This is a genomic window from Micromonospora sp. NPDC005686 (assembly GCF_042871665.1).
Lineage (GTDB): Bacteria > Actinomycetota > Actinomycetes > Mycobacteriales > Micromonosporaceae > Micromonospora.
This window is the reverse complement of record NZ_JBIAIY010000003.1, coordinates 278,536-297,724: the sequence shown is the minus strand read 5'-3', so window position 1 is coordinate 297,724 and position 19,189 is coordinate 278,536. Positions and strand designations below refer to the sequence as shown.

11 protein-coding genes are annotated in these 19,189 nt (G+C 72.2%); 4 read left to right on the top strand and 7 right to left on the bottom strand.

Features of this window, described 5'->3' with window-relative positions:
* Positions 1-393 precede the first annotated feature (393 nt).
* Positions 394-2,049 (top strand): ricin-type beta-trefoil lectin domain protein, encoded by a 1,656-nt coding sequence (locus ACFYON_RS08485; RefSeq protein ID WP_354864029.1) that lies wholly within the window; start codon positions 394-396, stop codon positions 2,047-2,049.
* A gap of 59 nt (positions 2,050-2,108) precedes the next feature.
* Here the strand turns inward: ACFYON_RS08485 and mmsB are convergent, their stop codons facing one another.
* The 6 genes from mmsB to ACFYON_RS08455 form a co-directional block, all read right to left on the bottom strand.
* Positions 2,109-3,359 carry a multiple monosaccharide ABC transporter permease gene (gene mmsB, locus ACFYON_RS08480; protein ID WP_354864031.1) on the bottom strand — a complete coding sequence of 417 codons (1,251 nt, stop codon included), beginning with the start codon at positions 3,357-3,359 and terminating at the stop codon, positions 2,109-2,111.
* Positions 3,356-4,894 carry a multiple monosaccharide ABC transporter ATP-binding protein gene (mmsA, locus tag ACFYON_RS08475; RefSeq protein WP_354864033.1) on the bottom strand — a complete coding sequence of 513 codons (1,539 nt, stop codon included), beginning with the start codon at positions 4,892-4,894 and terminating at the stop codon, positions 3,356-3,358. Before mmsA ends, mmsB begins: the two co-directional genes overlap by 4 nt.
* A gap of 82 nt (positions 4,895-4,976) precedes the next feature.
* Positions 4,977-6,116, bottom strand: coding sequence for a multiple monosaccharide ABC transporter substrate-binding protein (chvE, locus tag ACFYON_RS08470; RefSeq protein ID WP_355094902.1), 1,140 nt, complete (start codon positions 6,114-6,116; stop codon positions 4,977-4,979).
* A gap of 202 nt (positions 6,117-6,318) precedes the next feature.
* Positions 6,319-7,695 carry an endo-1,4-beta-xylanase gene (locus tag ACFYON_RS08465; protein ID WP_387188617.1) on the bottom strand — a complete coding sequence of 459 codons (1,377 nt, stop codon included), beginning with the start codon at positions 7,693-7,695 and terminating at the stop codon, positions 6,319-6,321.
* 171 nt (positions 7,696-7,866) lie between these two features.
* Positions 7,867-8,961: a 12-oxophytodienoate reductase gene (locus ACFYON_RS08460; RefSeq protein ID WP_355094898.1), complete on the bottom strand. Its 1,095-nt coding sequence runs from the start codon at positions 8,959-8,961 to the stop codon at positions 7,867-7,869.
* 42 nt (positions 8,962-9,003) lie between these two features.
* Entirely contained in the window at positions 9,004-9,372 is a 369-nt protein-coding gene (locus ACFYON_RS08455) for a MerR family transcriptional regulator (protein ID WP_355094896.1), read from the bottom strand.
* A 303-nt stretch (positions 9,373-9,675) separates the two neighbouring features.
* On the opposite strand from ACFYON_RS08455, the gene ACFYON_RS08450 reads away from it, so the two are divergent.
* The gene (locus ACFYON_RS08450; protein WP_355094894.1) at positions 9,676-11,784 is read left to right on the top strand and encodes a cellulase family glycosylhydrolase; all 2,109 of its coding nucleotides are present in this window, start codon (positions 9,676-9,678) and stop codon (positions 11,782-11,784) included.
* A 46-nt stretch (positions 11,785-11,830) separates the two neighbouring features.
* Here ACFYON_RS08450 and rph read toward each other — a convergent pair whose 3' ends face one another.
* Positions 11,831-14,428: a rifamycin-inactivating phosphotransferase gene (rph, locus tag ACFYON_RS08445; protein WP_357710951.1), complete on the bottom strand. Its 2,598-nt coding sequence runs from the start codon at positions 14,426-14,428 to the stop codon at positions 11,831-11,833.
* A gap of 304 nt (positions 14,429-14,732) precedes the next feature.
* Here rph and ACFYON_RS08440 point away from each other — a divergent pair, with 304 nt between their 5' ends.
* Both ACFYON_RS08440 and ACFYON_RS08435 read left to right on the top strand, forming a co-directional pair.
* Entirely contained in the window at positions 14,733-18,881 is a 4,149-nt protein-coding gene (locus ACFYON_RS08440) for a SpoIIE family protein phosphatase (protein ID WP_354864045.1), read from the top strand.
* The gene (locus ACFYON_RS08435) at positions 18,878-19,177 is read left to right on the top strand and encodes an STAS domain-containing protein (protein ID WP_354864046.1); all 300 of its coding nucleotides are present in this window, start codon (positions 18,878-18,880) and stop codon (positions 19,175-19,177) included. The genes ACFYON_RS08440 and ACFYON_RS08435 overlap by 4 nt, the downstream gene beginning before the upstream one ends.
* Positions 19,178-19,189 lie beyond the last annotated feature (12 nt).

Genomic DNA, 19,189 nt, shown 5'->3' with positions numbered 1-19,189 from the left:
GGCCGGAGTGCCCGGAGGGGGCCGTTCGGGCCCTCACAGTGCCACTCAGCGGCACTTTTTCTGGCCACGCCACCTGCCCGAGCGGCAGTCGCCACCGCCGCCGCAGGGCGCTCCGCTATTTACAGGGATGGATGTCAGCGATAACATTCTGGCCATCCCAGCTTCGTGGCGCCGCCGTCCGGGAAACCCCGGCGCCGCAGCCGGGCGGCGACGTGGACGGCGACCCCGTCGACCGCCGGACCCACCACCCATGAGCGCCCGCCGGTGACCGCCGGCCCCTCTCGACTGCCGTGCCGCGTACGCCCCGGTGCACCACGGGCGACGTCGTGCGTTCGGCGGGCCGCTCCCAACCGGACGCCGGCACGGCCGGCGCCCGGCGACCGAGGAGGATCAGTGCGCAGATGGACCCGACGGGCGCTCGCCGTCCTGGGCGTCGCGGCGGTGGCGCTCGCCGCCACAGTCACCGACCAGGCGATGACCCCGCGTCCCGCCCAGGCGCTGGACAACGGCGTCGCCCGTACCCCGCCGATGGGCTGGAACACCTGGAACACCTTCGGCTGCAACATCAACGAGACGCTCATCCGCCAGACCGCCGACGCGATCGTCAGCAACGGCCTGCGCGACCTCGGATACAAGTACGTCGTCGTGGACGACTGCTGGTTCGACCCGAACCGGGACGCGCAGGGCAACCTCCAGGCGAACCCGCAACGGTTCCCCAGCGGGATGAAGTCGCTCGGTGACTACCTGCACGCCCGCGGCCTGCTGTTCGGCATCTACCAGGTGCCGCTGGACAAGACCTGCGCCCAGGTCGGCGGCGCGTTCCCCGGCGCCACCGGCAGCCTCAACCACGAGTACCAGGACGCGCGCCAGTTCGCCGCCTGGGGCGTGGACTACCTCAAGTACGACTGGTGCTCCGGCACCGGGACGATAAACGACCAGGTGGCGCGGTTCGGCATCATGCGCGACGCGCTGGCGTCCACCGGCCGGCCGATCGTCTACAGCATCAACCCCAACAGCTACCACGCCAAGACCGGGCCGCAGCGCAACTGGAGCGACGTGGCGAACCTGTGGCGGACCACCGAGGACATCACCAACGCGTGGAACACCGGCCAGACCAACGGCTACCCGATGGGTATCCAGAACATCGTCGACGTCACTGTGCCCCTGGCCGGGTACGCCGGCCCCGGCGGGTTCAACGACCCGGACATGCTCGAAGTCGGCCGGGGCGGGATGAACGACACCGAGATGCGCAGCCACTTCGCGCTCTGGTCGATCCTGGCCGCGCCGCTGATGATGGGCAACGACGTACGCTCGGCGAACGCGGCCACCCTCGCCATCCTGCGGAACGCGAACCTGGTCGCGATCAACCAGGACACGCTCGGCCGCCAAGCGGTCCAGGTCTCCTTCGACGGCACCCGGCGGGTGCTGGCCAAGCCGCTGGCCAACGGCGATGTGGCGGTAGCCCTGTTCAACCAGGGCGGCTCGACCACCACCGTCTCCACCACGGCGGCGGCGGTGGGCAAGAGCGGCAGCTCGTTCACGTTGCGCGACGCGTGGACCGACGCCACGTCCAGCAGCACCGGGACGATCTCGGCGAGCGTGCCCGCGCACGGCACCGTGGTCTACCGGGTCAGCGGGGGCGGCACCACCACCCCGCCGCCGGTCCCGGCCACGTTCCGGCTGCGCAGCGAGTCGTCCGGCCGGTGCCTCGACGTCGACAACGCCGGCACCGCGAACGGGACCGGAGCGCTGATCTGGGACTGCCACACCAACGCCAACCAGCAGTTCACCGCCAACGGGCAGGCGTTGCAGGTGCTCGGCAAGTGCCTGGACGTGCCGACCAGCGCGACGGCCGGGACCCGGGTGCAGATCTGGGACTGCAACGGCGGCACCAACCAGCAGTGGACGTTCAACGGCAACGGCACGGTGAGCAACGTGCGCTTCCCGTCGCTGTGCCTGGACGTCGACAACGCCGGCACCGCGAACGGCACCCGGGTGATCCTCTGGACCTGCCACGGCAACACCAACCAACGGTGGAGCCGGGCCTGAGCGGCTACCGCCGGTGAACGGCGGCCGGCCGGACGAAGGGGCGAGCGTCCGGCCGGCCGTCACCGGGCGCCGGAGGCCCGGCGCTTGTTCCAGATGTCGAACGCCACGGCCACGAGGAGCACCAGGCCCTTCACCACCGACTGGACGGACTGGTCGATGCTCATGAGCTGCATCCCGTTGCTCATCACCGCCATGATCAGGCCACCCACCATGGCGCCGACCACGGTGCCGACGCCTCCGGTGACCGCCGCGCCGCCGATGAAGGCCGCGGCGATCGCGTCCAGCTCGAACATGTTTCCCGCCGCCGGCTGGGCCCCGTTGGAGCGGGACGAGTAGATCACGCCCGCCACGCCGGACAGGAAGCCCATGTTGACGAAGATCCAGAAGTTGACCCGCTTCACCCGTACGCCGGACAGCATCGCCGCCGGCAGGTTGCCGCCGATGGCGTACACCCGGCGGCCGAACACCGTCCGTCGGGTGAGCAGGCCGTAGACGAGCACGAGCACGGCCAGCACGATCAGCACGATCGGCAGGCCCCGGGCGTGGGCGAGCTGCCAGGCGAACCACATGACCACGGCGCCGACCACCACGACCCGCAGGACGAACAGCGGGAACGACTCCACCGGCTGCTCGTGGCGCACCCGGGCGACCCGGGTCCGGAACACGCTCGCGGCGTACCCGACCACCGCGAACGCGCCGATGAACAGCGTGAACGCGTCGTAGCCCTGGCCGCCCAGCAGTCCGTTGAGGAATCCGGCGGCGACCCGCTGGTACTCCTCGGGGAACGGCGACAGCGAGATGTTGTCCAGCACGCGCAGCGTCAGGCCACGGAACAGGAGCATGCCGGCCAGGGTGACGATGAACGCCGGGATGCCGGCGTACGCGACCCAGAGGCCGTGCCACGCGCCGACCGCGACACCCACCGCGAGCGCGGCCAGGACGCCGACCCACCAGGGCAGGCCCTCGCGGATGACGAGCACCGCCGAGACCGCCCCGGTGAGCGCCACCACCGAACCCACCGACAGGTCGATGTGCCCGCCGATGATCACGATGACCATGCCGATCGCGAGCACCAGGATGTAGGAGTACTGGAGGACGATGTTCGTCAGGTTGCCCGGGCTCAGCGAGACACCGTCGGTGAGGACCGCGAACAGCGCCACGATCACCACCAGGGCGATGTAGATGCCGCTCTGCCGCAGGTTGCCCAGGATCAGCGCGCGCGGGTCGCTGGTGCCGGTGTGCAGGGTCGCCGCCGCGCCGGTGTCCGGGGCGGCGATCTTCGTTTCGGGGGGAGGCTTCGTGCTGGTCATCCGACGAGATCCCTGTCCTTGGTCATGAGTTCCATCAGGTTCTCCTGGGTGGCGTCGGCCACCGGCATCTCCCCGGTGATCCGGCCGGCCGCCAGGGTGTAGATGCGGTCGCACATGCCGAGCAGCTCGGGCAGTTCGGAGGAGATGAGCACGACGGCCTTGCCGTCGGCCACCAGCCGGTTGACGATCGTGTAGATCTCGAACTTGGCGCCCACGTCGATGCCCCGGGTCGGCTCGTCGAGGATCAGCACGTCCGGGTCGGTGAACAGCCACTTCGCCAGCACGACCTTCTGCTGGTTGCCGCCGGAGAGCTTGCCCACCACCGACATCACCGTCGGCGCCTTGATGTTCATGTCGCGCCGCCCCCGCTCGGCGACCTGGATCTCCCGATTGCCGTCGATCCAGCCGCGGCGGGCCAGCTTGTCCAGCGCGGCGGCCGAGACGTTGCCCCGCACGTCGTCGATCAGGTTGAGGCCGTAGCGCTTGCGGTCCTCGGTGGCATACGCGATGCCGTTGGCGATGGCCTCGGCCACCGTGCGTGCCCGTACCTCGCGGCCCTTGACGAAGAGCCGGCCGCGGATGTCCCGGCCGTACGACCGGCCGAACACGCTCATCGCCAGTTCGGTACGCCCGGCGCCCATCAGGCCGGCGATGCCGACGACCTCGCCGGCCCGCACGCGCAGCGAGGCCCGGTCGACGACCAGGCGGTCCTGGGTCGGGTGGCGCACCGACCAGTCCTCGATCCGCAGCACCTCCTCGCCGGGCGCCACGCTGCGGGTCGGGTAGAAGGCGGCCAGGTCGCGCCCGACCATGCCGCGGATGATCCGCTCCTGGGTGACGGCGCCGTCGGACATGTCCAGCGTCTCGACGGTACGGCCGTCGCGGATCACAGTGGTCGAGTCGGCGACGGCCGTGATCTCGCCGAGCTTGTGCGAGATCATGATGCAGGTGATGCCCTGGTCGCGCAGCCGGCGCAGCAGGTCCAGCAGGTGCGCCGAGTCGACGTCGTTGAGTGCCGCTGTCGGCTCGTCGAGGATCAGCAGCCGGACCCGCTTGGACAACGCCTTGGCGATCTCCACGAGTTGCTGCTTACCGACACCGAGCTGGATGACCGGGGTGACCGGGTTCTCGTGCAGCCCGACCGACCGCAGCAGCGCCGCGGCCTCCGCGTTCGTCCGATGCCAGTCGATGAGCCCGCCGCGGCCGCGGCGCTCGTTGCCGAGGAAGATGTTCTCGGCGATCGACAGGTAGGGCACCAGCGCCAGTTCCTGGTGGATGATGACGATGCCGCGGGCCTCGCTGTCCTGGATCCCCCGGAACCCGACCGGCTCGCCGTCGAAGACGATCTGACCGTCGTAGCTGCCCGCCGGATAGACACCGGACAGCACCTTCATCAGGGTGGACTTGCCGGCGCCGTTCTCACCGCAGATCGCGTGGATCTCGCCGCGCCGTACGGCGAGCGAGACGTCCTGGAGCGCGGTCACCCCGGGGAAGGTCTTCGTGATGCCACGCATCTCGAGGATGTGATCGCTCATGGATATCCGTCCTGCTCGTGGTCGTGGTGTCCGGAGCGGGCGGGCCCGGGGCGCGGTGGCCGCCGGGCCCGTCGCCGCGGGGTCAGCCGGCTCGACCGGCGGCCACCTCCGCCTCGGTCAGGTAGCCCGAGTCGACGAGGACGGACTTGATGTCCTCCTTGTAGACGGTCTGCACCGGCAGCAGGAACGCCGGCACGACCTTGACGCCGTTGTTGTACGCCTTGGTCTCGTTGGCCTTCGGCTCCTCCTTGCGCAGGAACGCCTCGGCGGCGATGACCGCCTGCTCGGCCAGCAGCCGGGTGTCCTTGAACACGGTGGAGCTCTGCACACCGTCGTTGATGAGCTTGACCGAGGCGACCTCGGCGTCCTGGCCGGTCACCACCGGCATCTTCTTCGCGCCGCCGCGGTAGCCGGCGTTCTGCAGCGCGGTGATGATGCCCCGGGACAGGCCGTCGAACGGCGACAGCACGCCGTCGACCTTGCTGCCGTCGTTGTAGCTGGAGGTGAGCAGGTCCTCCATCCGCTTCTGCGCGGTCTCCTGCTGCCAGCGCAGGATGGCGGCCTGTTCGATCTTGGTCTGCCCCGACTTGACCTTCAGCGTCCCGGCGTCGAAGTACGGCTTGAGCGTGTCCATCGCGCCGTTGAAGAAGAAACCGGCGTTGTTGTCGTCGAGCGAGCCGGCGAACAGCTCCACGTTGAACGGGCCGGTCGCGGCACCCTTGGCGCCGTCCTTGGTGAGCAGGCCGAGCCCGACCAGGAGCGCGTTGGCCTGCGCCACGCCGACCTTGTAGTTGTCGAAGCTGACGTAGAAGCTGACGTTGGGGCTGTTGCGGATGAGCCGGTCGTAGGAGATGACCGGGATCTTCGCCGCCGCGGCGGCCTGGAGCTGCCCGCTGAGGGCGGTGCCGTCGATCGGGGCGATGACCAGCACGTCGGCGCCCTTGGTGATCATCTGGTCGATCTGCTGCGACTGGGTGGGAATGTCGTCGCCGGCGTACTGGAGGTCGACCTTGTAGCCCTTCGCCTGCAGCTTCTCCTTCACCGAATTGCCGTCGGCGATCCACCGTTCCGAGGTCTGGGTCGGCATCGAGACGCCGATGGTCAGGTCGCCGGGCTTGGCCGAGCTGGTGTCTCCGCCGCCTCCCGCGCCCTCGCCGCTGCAGGCGGTCAGGCTGATCACGAGCGCGGCACCGCTGAGTGCGGCCAGAAGTCGTCTGCGCACGAGCGTCCTCCCTGTCGTGGCGGTCCCTGTGACACAGGTAACCCTCACGGCGAGTGTTAACGCTCACAAGTTGCCCCGTCAACCAATCGCGCGAAATGCGCACGTCTCTTTCTCGTAACAGAGGCGACGGTCCAGGTCGGACGGGAGATGTGGTGGAGCACCGCGAGGGCGACGGCGCGGTCGCCCTCGCGGTGGCCCTGGCTCAGCTAGCGGAACAGGTGGGCGTCAGGCCCGATCCGCTGCCGTTGCCCTGGAACCCGAACTCGGTGCTCTGGCCGGCGCCGAGCTGGCCGTTGTAGTCCACGTTCGTGAACCGCACCGCGCCGCTGTTCCCGCTGGCCGTCGCGCTCCAGGTGTTGGTGATGCTCGCGCCGCCCGGCAGCGTCATGCTGACGGTCCAGCCCCGGGTGCCCGAGGAGCCCGCCGTCACCTTCACCGTCGCCACGAACCCGCCGGTCCACGAGTTCAGCGTCACCGACGCCGAGCATCCGCCCTGACCCGGCGGCGGCGTGGTGGGGTTGTTCGGCGGCGGGGTGGTCGGGTTGTTCGGCGGCGGGGTGGTGGTCGGCGGCGGGTTGCCGCCCCCGGCGTTCAGCGCGTCGAGCACCGCGTTGTACGCCGCCTTCTTGTTGCCCGAGCAGTCGAACAGCAGCGCGTTGTCCGAACCGCGCCACGAGTCGCAGTCCCGCACGCCCCACACGGTGATGCCGGCGCAGCGCGACACCGCCAGGCAGGCGCGGGTGACAGCGGCGTAGATGTTCGCCTGGTTGCCGCCGGTCATCACGTCCAGCTCGGTGATCTGCACCTCGACGCCCAGGTCGGCGAAGCGCTGGAGGTTGGCCTGGTAGTCGCCGGGAATCGTGGTGCCCAGGTGCGACTGGAAGCCGACGCAGTCGATCGGCACGCCGCGCGACTTGAAGTCGCGGACCATGTTGTAGATGCCCGTCGACTTCGCGTTGATGCCGTCGGTGTTGTAGTCGTTGTAGCAGAGCTTCGCGCCCGGGTCGGCCGCGCGGGCCGCCCGGAAGGCCGCCTCGATCCAGTCGTTGCCGGTGCGCTGGAGGTTCGAGTCGCGACGCCCGCCGCCGCCGCCGTCGGCGAACGCCTCGTTCACCACGTCCCAGGCGTAGATCTGCCCCCGGAAGTGGGTGGCGACCTGGGTGACGTGGTTGATCGCGGCGTTGCGCAGCGCGCTGCCGGACAGGCCCTGCGCCCACGACGGCTGCTGCTGGTGCCAGAGCAGTGCGTGCCCGCGCACCGACATCCCGTTCGCGCGGGCGTGGCTCACCAGCCGGTCGCCACCGGTGTAGGTGAACCGCCCCTGCTGCGGCTCGGTGGCGTCCCACTTCATCTCGTTCTCGGCCACCACGGAGTTGAACTCGCGGTTCAACACCGTCGTGTACGTGTTGTCGGACAGCTTGCCGGTGGCGACCGCGGCACCGAAGTAGCGGCCCTTCTCGGCCGCCGCCGCGCGCAGCGTGGTGCCGGCGCTCGCGGCCGGCGCCAGGGTCACCGCCATCCCGGCGGCGAGCGCGCCGGCCAGGATGCCGGTGGTCAGCAAGGCTCTCTTTCGTCTCATGCGGATTCCTCTTCCGGGGGTTACGCGATGGTGGTGGTGCGAGTCCCCGACCCCGCGTCCGGTGACGGTGTCGAGGTACGCCCAGCGCGGCTCGCCCGGTGAGCCTTGCGGCGCTCATGCCCTGCCATCGACTGTGAGCGATAACATCCCCCGGCGTCAACCCCCCGCCGCCTAGGGATAGACGTCCTCGTGCGCCTTGCGGTAGTCGACGATCTCGTCCAGCCGGCCGGTGGCGGCGTGCGTCACCCAGGCCGGGTTGCCCAGCAGCGCGCGGCCGAGCGCGACCAGGTCGAACTCCCCGTCCACCAGCCGTGCGGCCAGGCCCGCCACCGACTCCGGGCCGGCCGGGCGCAGGAAGTCCCGCCGCAGCCCCACCGAGCCGACGGTGATCGTCGGCAGGCCGGTGAGGCGCTTGGCCCAGCCGGCCAGGTTCAGCGCCGAGCCGGCGAACGCCGGTTGCCAGAAGCGGCGTTGTGAGGCGTGCAACACGTCCGCGCCGGCCTCGGCGAACGCGGTGAGGATCTGCGCCAGCTCGGCCGGGGTGTCGGCGATCCGGGCGTCGAACGCCCGCTCCTTGAACTGGGAGAACCGCACGATCACCGGGCGGCCCGCGGGGACCTGTGCGCGTACCGCACGCACCACCGCCGCCGGGAACGCCGCCCGCCGCGCCGGCGAGCCGCCGAACGCGTCGGTCCGGCGGTTCGTGTACGGCCAGAGGAACTCGTCCAGCAGGTAACCGTGCGCGGCGTGGATCTCGACCGCGTCGAATCCGGCCCGGACCGCCACCCGTGCCGCGTCCGTGTACGCCGCCAGCAGCACGTCCGCGTCGGCGGCGGTCATCGCGTGCGGCGCCGGGCGGCCCGGCTCGCGTACCCCCGAGGGGGTCCAGGCCGGACGGCCGTCGACCGGTTCGCGGAGGCTGCCCAGATGCCACAGCTGCGCGGCGATCCGGCCGCCGGCGGCGTGCACCGCGTCGACCACGCCCCGCCAACCGGCCTCCGCAGCGCCGGCGGTCACCCGCGGCACGGTGTCCTCGTGGCCGGCGCTGGGGTGGTCGACGAGCACGCCCTCGGTGACGATCAGGCCGATGCCCGCCGCGGCGCGGCGCCGGTAGTAGTCGGCCATCTGCGGCGTCGGCACGCCACCCGGCGCGCGGTGCCGGGTCATCGGCGCCATCACGAAGCGGGACGGCAACGGCAGCCCGGCGACGGTGACGGGTTCCAGCAGCGGCGCCACCGGCGATGCGGTGTCCAGAGTCGCGTTCATGGCCCGACGCTAGGAGTTGACACCGGTGTCAAGGGCAAGTGCTCAGGCGGCCGGATCCCGGGTGTCCTCGGTCACCGTCATGTCGGACACCACGTCGTCGAGCACCGCGACGGCGTGCGCGAGCCGTGCCATCTCGGCGGTCATCCGGGCCCGCTCCTCGCGCAGCCGGTCGGTGAGCCGCGAGGTGCGGATCTCCGGATCGGTCACGCAGGGCAGCAACTCGGCCATCCGGCGGCTGCTCAGGCCGGCGTCGAACAGCCGCTGGATGAGCCGGATCCGGTCCACCGCCGACTCGGCGAAGACCCGCTGCCCGCTCGGCGTCCGCAGGGCGGCGAGCAGGCCCTGCTGCTCGTAGTACCGGATGGACCGGGCGCTGACCCCGGTACGCGCCGACAGCTCCCCGATCCGCATCGCGCCTCCCGCGTTCGTGCGTCCCCGCTCGTCCCCGCCGGGCCGCGCCGGCCGCGGGCGACCACGACGATATCGAAACCGGCGGCGGGGTCACGCGACGTTTCCACGCGCATCCGGTAGTCTCATCGACGGCTGACGATGTTATCGGTCACATCAATGACCTCGGTCGAGCCGTGGGAGCCCTCGCCACCTCGTCGCGCACGCCCCGGGCAGGCGCCGCGCACCGGCACGCCGCCGGCCGCCACGCGATCCGGCGCGCACGTCCGGCACCGACCACACCGCCAGCACGGCGAGGAGCCCCTCATGAGTGAACGCAACGTCCGGCGGATCCGCCGGCGGATCTGCCTGGTGGCCGCCGTCGCGGCCCTCACCGTCACCGGCGGCCTGACCGTCACCGGCAACGCCCAGGCCGCCGCCGGCTGCCGGGTCACCTACACCGTGCCGTCGCAGTGGCCGGGTGGCTTCACCGCCGGCGTCACGGTCGCCAACCTGGGCAGCCCGGTCAACGGCTGGGAGCTGACCTGGACGTTCCCGTCCGGGCAGCGGGTGACGCAGGCATGGAACGCGACGGTCACCGCGGCCGGCGCCCGGCAGACCGCGAAGAACATGAGCTACAACGCCACGATCGGCACCGACGCGAGCGTGTCCTTCGGGTTCAACGGGGCCTGGACGGGCACCAACACTGCGCCCACCTCGTTCGCCCTCAACGGCGTCACCTGCGGCGACAGCGGAGGCGGACCGACCTCCACCCCGCCGCCCTCGCCCTCGTCGTCGGTCTCCCGGTCGCCGTCGCCGTCGCCGTCCACGTCGCCGTCGCCGTCGGACGACGCGATGGCCACCGTGGCCGCCATGCAGCCCGGGTGGGGGCTGGGGAACACGTTCGACGCCATCCCCGACGAGACGTCGTGGGGCAACCCGCCGGTGACGCAGGCGTTGCTGCACCAGGTGCGTTCCCAGGGCTACCGCAGCATCCGCATGCCGGTGACCTGGAGCAACCACCACGGTCCCGCGCCCGACTACACCATCGACGCGGCCTGGCTGAGCCGGATCCGCCAGGTGGTCGACTGGGCGCTGGCCGAGGACCTGTACGTGCTGATCAACCTGCATCACGACTCGTGGCAGTGGCTCAACGCCTATCCCGGTGACCGCACCACCGTGTTGAACCGGTACACCGCCCTGTGGACCCAGATCGCCACCACCTTCCGCGACCACTCGTCCAGGCTGCTCTTCGAGAGCATCAACGAGCCGCAGTTCACCGGCACCGCGGGTGACGCACAGAGCGACGAGGTGCTGGACGAGCTGAACACCGCGTTCGTCCGCCTGGTACGCCGCACCGGCGGGAACAACACCGGCCGCGTACTGGTGCTGCCCACCCTGCACACCAGCTCCGAGCAGGCCCGGCTCGACGCGCTGTCGGCAACGATCGGCCGGCTCCAGGACGACCACATCGCCGCGACCGTCCACTTCTACGGATGGTGGCCGTTCAGCGTCAACATCGCCGGCGGCACCCGGTACGACGCCAACGTCGAACAGGACCTGGTCGACGGCTTCAACCGGGTGCGCGACACTTTCGTCTCCCGGGGCATCCCGGTGGTCATCGGCGAGTGGGCGCTGCTCAGCTACGACTACACCCGGCCCGGCATCATCGAGCGCGGGGAACTACTCAAGTTCTTCGAGGCCGTCGGCTACCACGCCCGCAGCCGGGGTCTCACCACTGTCCTCTGGGACGCCGGTTCGTTCCTCAACCGCAACGACCTCCAGTGGCGCGACCCCGGCCTGTTCGCGCTGATGAAGGCGAGCTGGACCACCCGTTCCGCCACCGCGTCCTCGGACCGGATCTACGTGGCCCGCACCGGCGCCGTCACCGGCAAGGCACTCACGCTCGATCTGCACGGCACGACGTTCCAGGGGCTGTGGCAGGGCGGCACCAGGCTGGCCGAGGGCGCCGACTACACCGTCTCGGGCGCCACGCTCACGCTGACCGGGGCGGCCGTGGCCCGGCTGGCCGGCAGCCGCGCCCCGGGCGTCAACGCCACCGTCGAGGCCCGCTTCTCCGCCGGCGTGCCGTGGCAGATCAGCGTCGTCTCGTACGATCCGCCGACGCAGTCCGCGGCGACCGGCACGACCGGCGCCTTCGCCCTCCCCACCCGGTTCAACGGCGACGAGCTGGCCACGATGGAGGCGAAGTACGCCGACGGCAGCCCCGCCGGGCCGGCCGACTGGACTCCGTACAAGGAGTTCTGGACGCACTTCCAGCCCGACTACGCCGCGAACACGATCCTCCTGAAGCCGGAGTTCTTCGCCGAGGTCGACGACGGCCCGGTCACGCTCACCTTCCACTTCTGGAGCGGCACCCAGGTCACGTACCGGATAGTCAGGTCCGGAGACACGGTGACCGGCAGCCCCGCCTGACCGGCGCTCCGGGTCCCGGCGGGCACGCCGGGACCCGGACCGGCCGTCAGGACAGCAGCTCGACGTACCCGTCGGTGCCGTGCACGCGGATCCGCCCGCCGTCGGGGATCAGCCGGGTCGCGTCCGGCACCGCGACCACGGCCGGCAGGCCGTACTCGCGGGCGATCACCGCGCCGTGCGTCATCAGGCCGCCCACCTCCGTCACCAGGCCGGCGGCACCCACGAACAGCGGCGTCCAGCTCGGGTCGGTGTGCGCGGTGACGAGGATGTCGCCCGGCTCCAGGTCGGCCCCGGCCAGGTCCGCCACGACCCGCGCCCGCCCCTCGACCACGCCGGCCGAGACCGCCAGCCCCGCCAGGGCGCCCGGGGGCACGTCGTCACGCCGGTACGAGCCGTTGAGGGCCTCGCCGTCGGAGGTGAGCACCCGGGGCGGGGTGAGCCCCTGGTGCGCCCGGAACTCCTCCCGGCGCCGGCGGATCAGCCCGGCGTCCACCCGGCCGGTGGCCGCGGCCTCGCGGAACTCGTCGAAGGTGAGGTGGAAGGCGTCCTCGGGATCGGCGAGCACACCGGCCCGCGCCAGCCGGCCGGCCTCGGCCACGAGCGCCGCCTTGTAGACCGCGTAGCGGCTCACGATGTCGTACTTCGGGTACTCGCGGTAGCCGGCGAACGTCCGTACCCGCTCGATCATGGCCTGCGTCTCGGCGGCCCTGCGGTCGCCGTCGGGCAGCGCGCGCAGGCGGTCGAGCACCTCCCGGGCCTTCGCCTCGGCCCGCTCCCGGCCGTGGGCGAAGCGGCGCGCGGCGGCTCCCGGGGCGAAGTTGCGGACGTTGTCCAGGATCAGCGGCACCAGCGTGACGGGCCGCTCGCTCCACCGGGGCCGGCTGATGTCGATCTCCCCGACGCAGCGCATGCCGTACCGGTCGAGATAGCCGGCGATGGCGTCGCGCGCCTGCGCGCCGCCCGGCAGCCCGGGCAGCTCGTCCAGGAACCCGTCGTCGGCGGCGTGGTCCCGCAGGAACGCCACCACCTCGGGGTACGCGCGGATCACGTCGGCCACGTCGAGCAACGCCAGTCCCATCTCGGCGGTGACGTTGCCGGGCGCGGAGAGCGTGAGCGTGTCGGCCGTGCCGCGCTCGCCGAGCCACTCCCCCAGCTTGTCGTCGAGCCACCAGGCGGCCTGCATCCCCGCCATGATCGCCTGGCCGCTCAGCGGATCGGTGAGCACCCGCTTGTGCTCGGCGAACGCCTCGGTCAGGAAGTCGAACAGCTCGGGTCCGGATCGGCCACCGATGTCGCGGCGCAGCGCGGCGACGGACGCCCGGCTGCGCTCGACCAGCGTGACGACGATCGCCGGGTCGGTGTCGATCGGGGGCGGCGGGCCGCCGGCCGGCCGGGCGTCCGTCGCCGGATCCGGCACGGCCGGCAGGACGTCGCGGGCGAGGACCGTCTCCAGCGCGTCCCGGGTGAGCGGGTCGGCCCGGCCGATCATGTCCAGGAACGCGGCCCGGCCGGCCCGAGTGGCCAGGTACGGCGTGGCGTCGACGAACAGCCGCCCGCCCGCCTCGTGCATCGGCGCCATGGCGGTGAGCCGCCACATCGACAGGCCCAGCGGCGTCATCGCGTCGGTCATCATCTGCTGGTGCCCGACCGACAGGTAGACGTGGAACCGGTTGTCGGCGGCAGCCGGCGCCGGGAACAGCGTGGTGATCGGCCGGCTCTGAAGGATGTGCACGTCGTCGCCGGTCAGGGCCCACTCGATGTCCTGCGGGCGCCCGAAGCGCGCCTCGATCAGCCGGCCCAGCGCGGCGAGGCGTACCGCCTGGGCGTCGGTCAGCGCGGGCCGGGCCTGCCGCGCCGGGTCGACGGGCGTCTCCCGGGTGCCGCCGCCGGGCACCGCGCGCACCTCCCGCGACTTCGCGCCGATCGTCCTGGCCACGACCGTGCCGTCGCGCACCGTGAGAACGTCCGGGTTCACCAGGCCGGAGACCAGGGCCTCGCCGAGACCGAACCCGGCCTCCACCGCGACCACCGTCCGGTCTCCGGTGACCGGGTCGGCGGTGAACATCACCCCGGCCGAGTCCGGGACGACCATCCGCTGCACCACCACCGCCATCTCCACGGCGCGGTCGTCGATGCCGTGCCGCCGCCGGTACGTCACCGCCCGCTCGGTGAACAGCGAGGCCCAGCAGCGACTGACGTGCCGCAGCACCTCGGACGTGCCCACCACGTTCAGGTAGGTGTCCTGCTGGCCGGCGAACGAGGCGGCCGGCAGGTCCTCCGCTGTCGCGCTCGACCGCACGGCGTACGCGCCGTCGGCGCCGAGCCCGGCCAGCGCGGCGGTGACCGCCGCCGCGACCTCGCCGGGCAACGCGGTCCCCTCGACGACGCGGCGGACCTCGGCGGCGGCCGTCCGGATCGCCGCCGGGTCGTCCCCGTCCGCGCCGGCGAGCCGGTCCAGCGGGCCGGCGAGCGCCGGCGTCCGCGCCACGGCAAGCCGGAAGGCGCCGGTCGTGACGCAGAAACCAGGTGGTACGCGCACCCCGTCGATGCGCGTCAACGCGCCCAGCTGCGTGCCCTTGCCGCCGACCGCGGCGATGCGCGTGTCGTTCACCTCGCGCAGTTCCCACACGTACCGTCCGGCCATGCCGTTCCCCCGTTTCCGCAGCTCGATCCGCGTCGGGCGAGAATTCTGCGGCAACACCGGGGCCTTGCGGCAAGACCCCGGGTGCGATATACGTTGACAGTGGCGAGGAGATACGTCTCCTCGCCACTCGTTTGCGCTCCTCTACGAACCCCCTGCCCTGACCCGCTGCCGCCTGGTGAGTCAGATCTCCCCGCCCCGGGTGGAGTGCCGAGGGCGCGACGGGGCAAGAATCGACCACGAGGACGCGGGGCCCGCCCGCGGACTGGACGAGCGGGACCGGACGGGGTGGGGGGAGACTCGGGCGATGAGCGGCGCTGACACCGACCCGCGTACGCGTGCCGACGTCTTCGCCGTCGACGGTGAGATCGGGCCGGACCTGGCGCGGATCGACTGGTCGGCGCACCCCCTGGGCCCGCCGGACACCTGGCCGCAGAGCCTGCGGACCGCGGTGCGGATCCTGCTGTCCTCCCGGTTCCCGATGTGGATGGCCTGGGGGCCGCAGCTCACCTTCTTCTGCAACGCCGCCTACCGGCGGGACACGCTGGGCCGCAAGTACCCGTGGGCGCTGGGACGTCCGGCGAACGAGGTGTGGGCGGAGATCTGGGACGACATCGGCCCCCGCGTGGACACCGTGCTGCGCACCGGCGAGGCGACCTGGGACGAGGGCCTGCTGCTGTTCCTGGAGCGCGCCGGCTACCGCGAGGAGACGTACCACACGTTCTCCTACAGCCCGCTGCGCGCCGACGACGGCGGCCTGGTCGGGATGCTCTGCGTGGTCAGCGAGGACACCGAGCGGGTCATCGGTGAGCGGCGGATGGCCACGCTGCGTGACCTCGGCTCGGACCCGAGCGTCATCCGCACCGAGCAGGAGACGCTGGCGTTCGTCAGCCGCCAGTTGGCCCGCAACCCGCAGGACCTGCCGTTCACACTCACCTACCTGTACGACGACGACGGTGGCGCCCGGCTGGTGGAGGCGACCGGGCTGGCGGCGGGCCACCCGGCAGCACCGGCCACCCTGTCCCCCGGTGACCCCGCCGCACCGTGGCCGGCGGAGGCCCCCGCCGACGGCGAGTCGGTGCGGGTCGCGCTCGACGGCCCGGCCTTCGCGGACCTTCCCACCGGCGTCTGGACCGCCCCGCCCACCGAGGCGCTCCTGGTCCCGCTGCGGCAGCAGGGCGGGGCGCCGTACGGGTTCCTGGTCGCCGGGCTGAACCGCTACCGGGAGCTGGACGACGGGTACCGCGGCTTCGTCGAGCTGACCGCCGGGCATCTGGCCACCGGTATCGCCAGCGCCCGTAGCTACCAGGCGCAGCAGCGGCGGGCCGAGGAGCTCGCTGATCTGGACCGCGCGAAGACCGCGTTCTTCTCCAACATCAGCCACGAGTTCCGCACCCCACTCACGTTGATCATGGGACCGCTGGACGAGCTGCGCGGCCGGTTGCCGGACGCCGACGAGCAGGTCCGCGCCGAGCTGGACGTCATCCGCCGTAACGGGCTGCGCCTGGGCAAGCTGGTGAACAGCCTGCTCGACTTCTCCCGGATCGAGGCCGGGCGGATGCAGGCCCGCTACGAACCGGTGGACCTGGCCGCGGTGACCGCCGACCTGGCGAGTGTCTTCCGGTCGGCGATCGAACGGGCCGGTCTGTCCTTCGAGGTCGACTGCCCGCCCCTGCCCGAGCCGGTGCACCTGGACGTCGGCATGTGGGAGAAGGTGGTGCTCAACCTGCTCAGCAACGCGCTGAAGTTCACCTTCGACGGCACCATCCGGGTGGAGCTGCGCGCCGAGGGCGACACGGCCGTGCTGCGGATCTCCGACACCGGCATCGGCGTACCCGCCGACGAGATGCCGCGCCTGTTCGAGCGGTTCCACCGCATCGAGAACGCCCGCTCCCGGTCCGACGAGGGCAGCGGGATCGGCCTGGCCCTGGTCAAGGAGCTGGTCACGCTGCACGGCGGTGACATCGACGCGCACAGCGCGGTGGGCAGCGGCACCACCTTCACGATCCGGCTGCCGCTCGGTGCCGCCCACCTGCCCGCCGACGCGCTCGCCCCGGCGGGCACCGGCCGGACATCCGCGTCGGCCGAGCCGTTCGTGCAGGAGGCACTGCGCTGGCTGCCCGCCGACCCGGGAGCCGCGCTCGGTGGCGACGATCCGGCCGGCGGGCCGGTCCAGCCGCTGCCCGGCGGGGCGCCGGCCCGCGTCCTGGTGGCCGACGACAACGCCGACATGCGGGAGTACCTCACCCGGCTGCTGCGCTCGGCCGGGCACGAGGTGCGGGCCGTCGCCGACGGGCAGGCCGCGCTGGACGCCGCCCGCGCGCACACCCAGGACCTGGTGGTCAGCGACGTGATGATGCCTCGGCTCGACGGCCTGCAACTCGTCGCCGCGCTGCGCGCCGACCAGCGTACGGCCGGCACCCCGGTGCTGCTGCTGTCCGCCCGCGCCGGTCAGGAGGCCTCGATCGAGGGGTTGGAGGCCGGCGCCGACGACTACCTGGTCAAGCCGTTCCCGGCCGCCGAGCTGCTGGCCCGCGTACGCGCCAACGTGGAGCTGGCCCGGCTGCGCAACCACCACGCCCGCTGGCGTACCGCGCTCGTCGACTCGTTGCAGGAGGGGTTCTTCGTCTGCGACGAGGAGGGCGCGGTGATCGAGATCAACGCGGCGTTCACCGGCATCCTCGGCTACGACACCGACGGACTGCCCTATCCGCCGGTGCACCCGTGGTGGCCGGACCGGGAGGCCGAACCCGAGGCGCACCGTCAGGTGGCGGAGGCGTTCTCCACGCTCGTCGGGCAGACCCGTGGCACCTACACCGTGCCGGTGACCCATCGCGCCGGGCACCGGATCTGGATCTCGGCCGCGTTCAACCAGGTAGACGACCCGGACGGCGGGCGGCGGATGATCGTCGGTACGTTCCGGGACGTCACCGCGGAGCACTACGCGGTGCAGCGGGAGACCGCCCTGGCCGGGCTGAGCATGCGGCTGTCGCAGGCCGAGGACCTCACCGACGCGCTGCACGGGGTGCTGGACGAGCTGCGCAAGCTGTGGCGGGCCGCGGGCGTCCTCGCCGCCGTCTTCGGTGACCCGCCCGCCCCCGACGTGACCGCCACCGACCCGGCGGCACGGTGGGAGACGTTGCCGCACGAGCGCCGGCAGGCGTTGCTCGCGCTGCGGGACACGCCGCTGCTGACGCCGGTGGCGACGCGTACGCACGGCGCCGGCATCGCCGTCGAACACCCGCACGGCACCATGGCGCTCTGGATCGACCTGGGCGAGAAGCGGCCCTTCACCGAGCAGGACCAGACCCTGCTGGCGCTGCTGGCCGGCCACATCGGCCAGGCACTGCACCGGGTGCACCAGATCGACCAGCAGCGGGAGACCGCGCTGGCCCTGCAGCGGGCGATCCTCGGCCCGGCGCAGCTGCCCGCCGGCTTCGCGGTGCGATACTCCCCCGCCGCGATGCCGCTCAAGGTCGGCGGCGACTGGTACGACACCGTGGAACTGCCGGACGGGCGCATCGGCATCGTGGTCGGCGACTGCGTCGGACACGGCCTGCGGGCCGCGACGGTGATGGGGCAGTTGCGCAGCGCCTGCCGGGCACTGCTGTTGCAGGACCCCAGCCCGGCCGGGACGCTCGTGGCCCTGGACCGGTTCGCCGCGCTGCTGCCGGGGGCCGCCTGCGCCACCGTCTTCTGCGGCGTCCTCGACCCGGCCACCGGCCTGCTGCGCTACTCCAGCGCCGGTCACCCGCCGGCCATCGTGGTCCGCGCCGACGGCACTCCCGAACTCCTGCAACACGGCCGGTCCCGGCCGCTGGCCGTACGCCCGGGCCAGGAACGGCCGCAGGCGGAGGCGACGGTGCCGGCGCGCGCCACCCTGATGCTCTACACCGACGGCCTCGTGGAGCGCCGCCGCCAGCCCATCACCACCGGCATCGCCCGCGCGACCCACGCGATCCAGCAGGGCCACCAGGCACCGATCGAGACGCTGGCCACCGAGATCATGGCCCGGCTCACCCCCGACGGCGGCTACCACGACGACGTGGCGCTGCTGCTCTACCGCCACCCCGGGCCGTTGGAGCTGGAGTTCCCCGCCGAGTCGACACGGCTGGCCGAGGTCCGCACCGCGCTGCGGGGATGGCTCGACCGCTGCGGGCTGGCCCCGGCCCACGCCTACAACATCCTGGTGGCGGCGGGCGAGGCGTGCGCCAACGCGATCGAGCACGGGCACCGCGACGACCCGGGCGGCCGGATCCGGCTGCGCGCCGCCGCCACCGCCGACGACCTGCGCCTGAGTGTCACCGACAGCGGGCACTGGCGGGACCGGGACCAGCCTTCCGACCCGCACCGCGGCCGGGGACTCGTGCTCATGCGCGCGCTGATGGACAGCATCAGCGTCACCGCGGGGGCGACCGGCACCACGGTTGACATGCAGGCGAGGATCACGCCATGAGCACGTCCCTGACTCTGACCACGAGCGACAGCCCGGACGGCGTACGCGTGCTGGCCGCCGTCGGCGAGATAGACATGAGCAACGCGTCCACGTTCGCCGACGCGCTGGCCGGGGCCGTGCGCGCCGACGGCGATCCCCTGCTCGTGGACCTCACCGAGGTGGAGTACCTGGACAGCGCCGGGCTGGCCGCGCTGTTCCCGCACGCCGACCGGATCGCGTTGGTCGCCGGCCCGCTGCTGGAGCCGCTGCTGACCATCTCCGGGCTGGCCGACCTCACCACGGTCCGCAGCGCCTGACGCGCCGCCGAC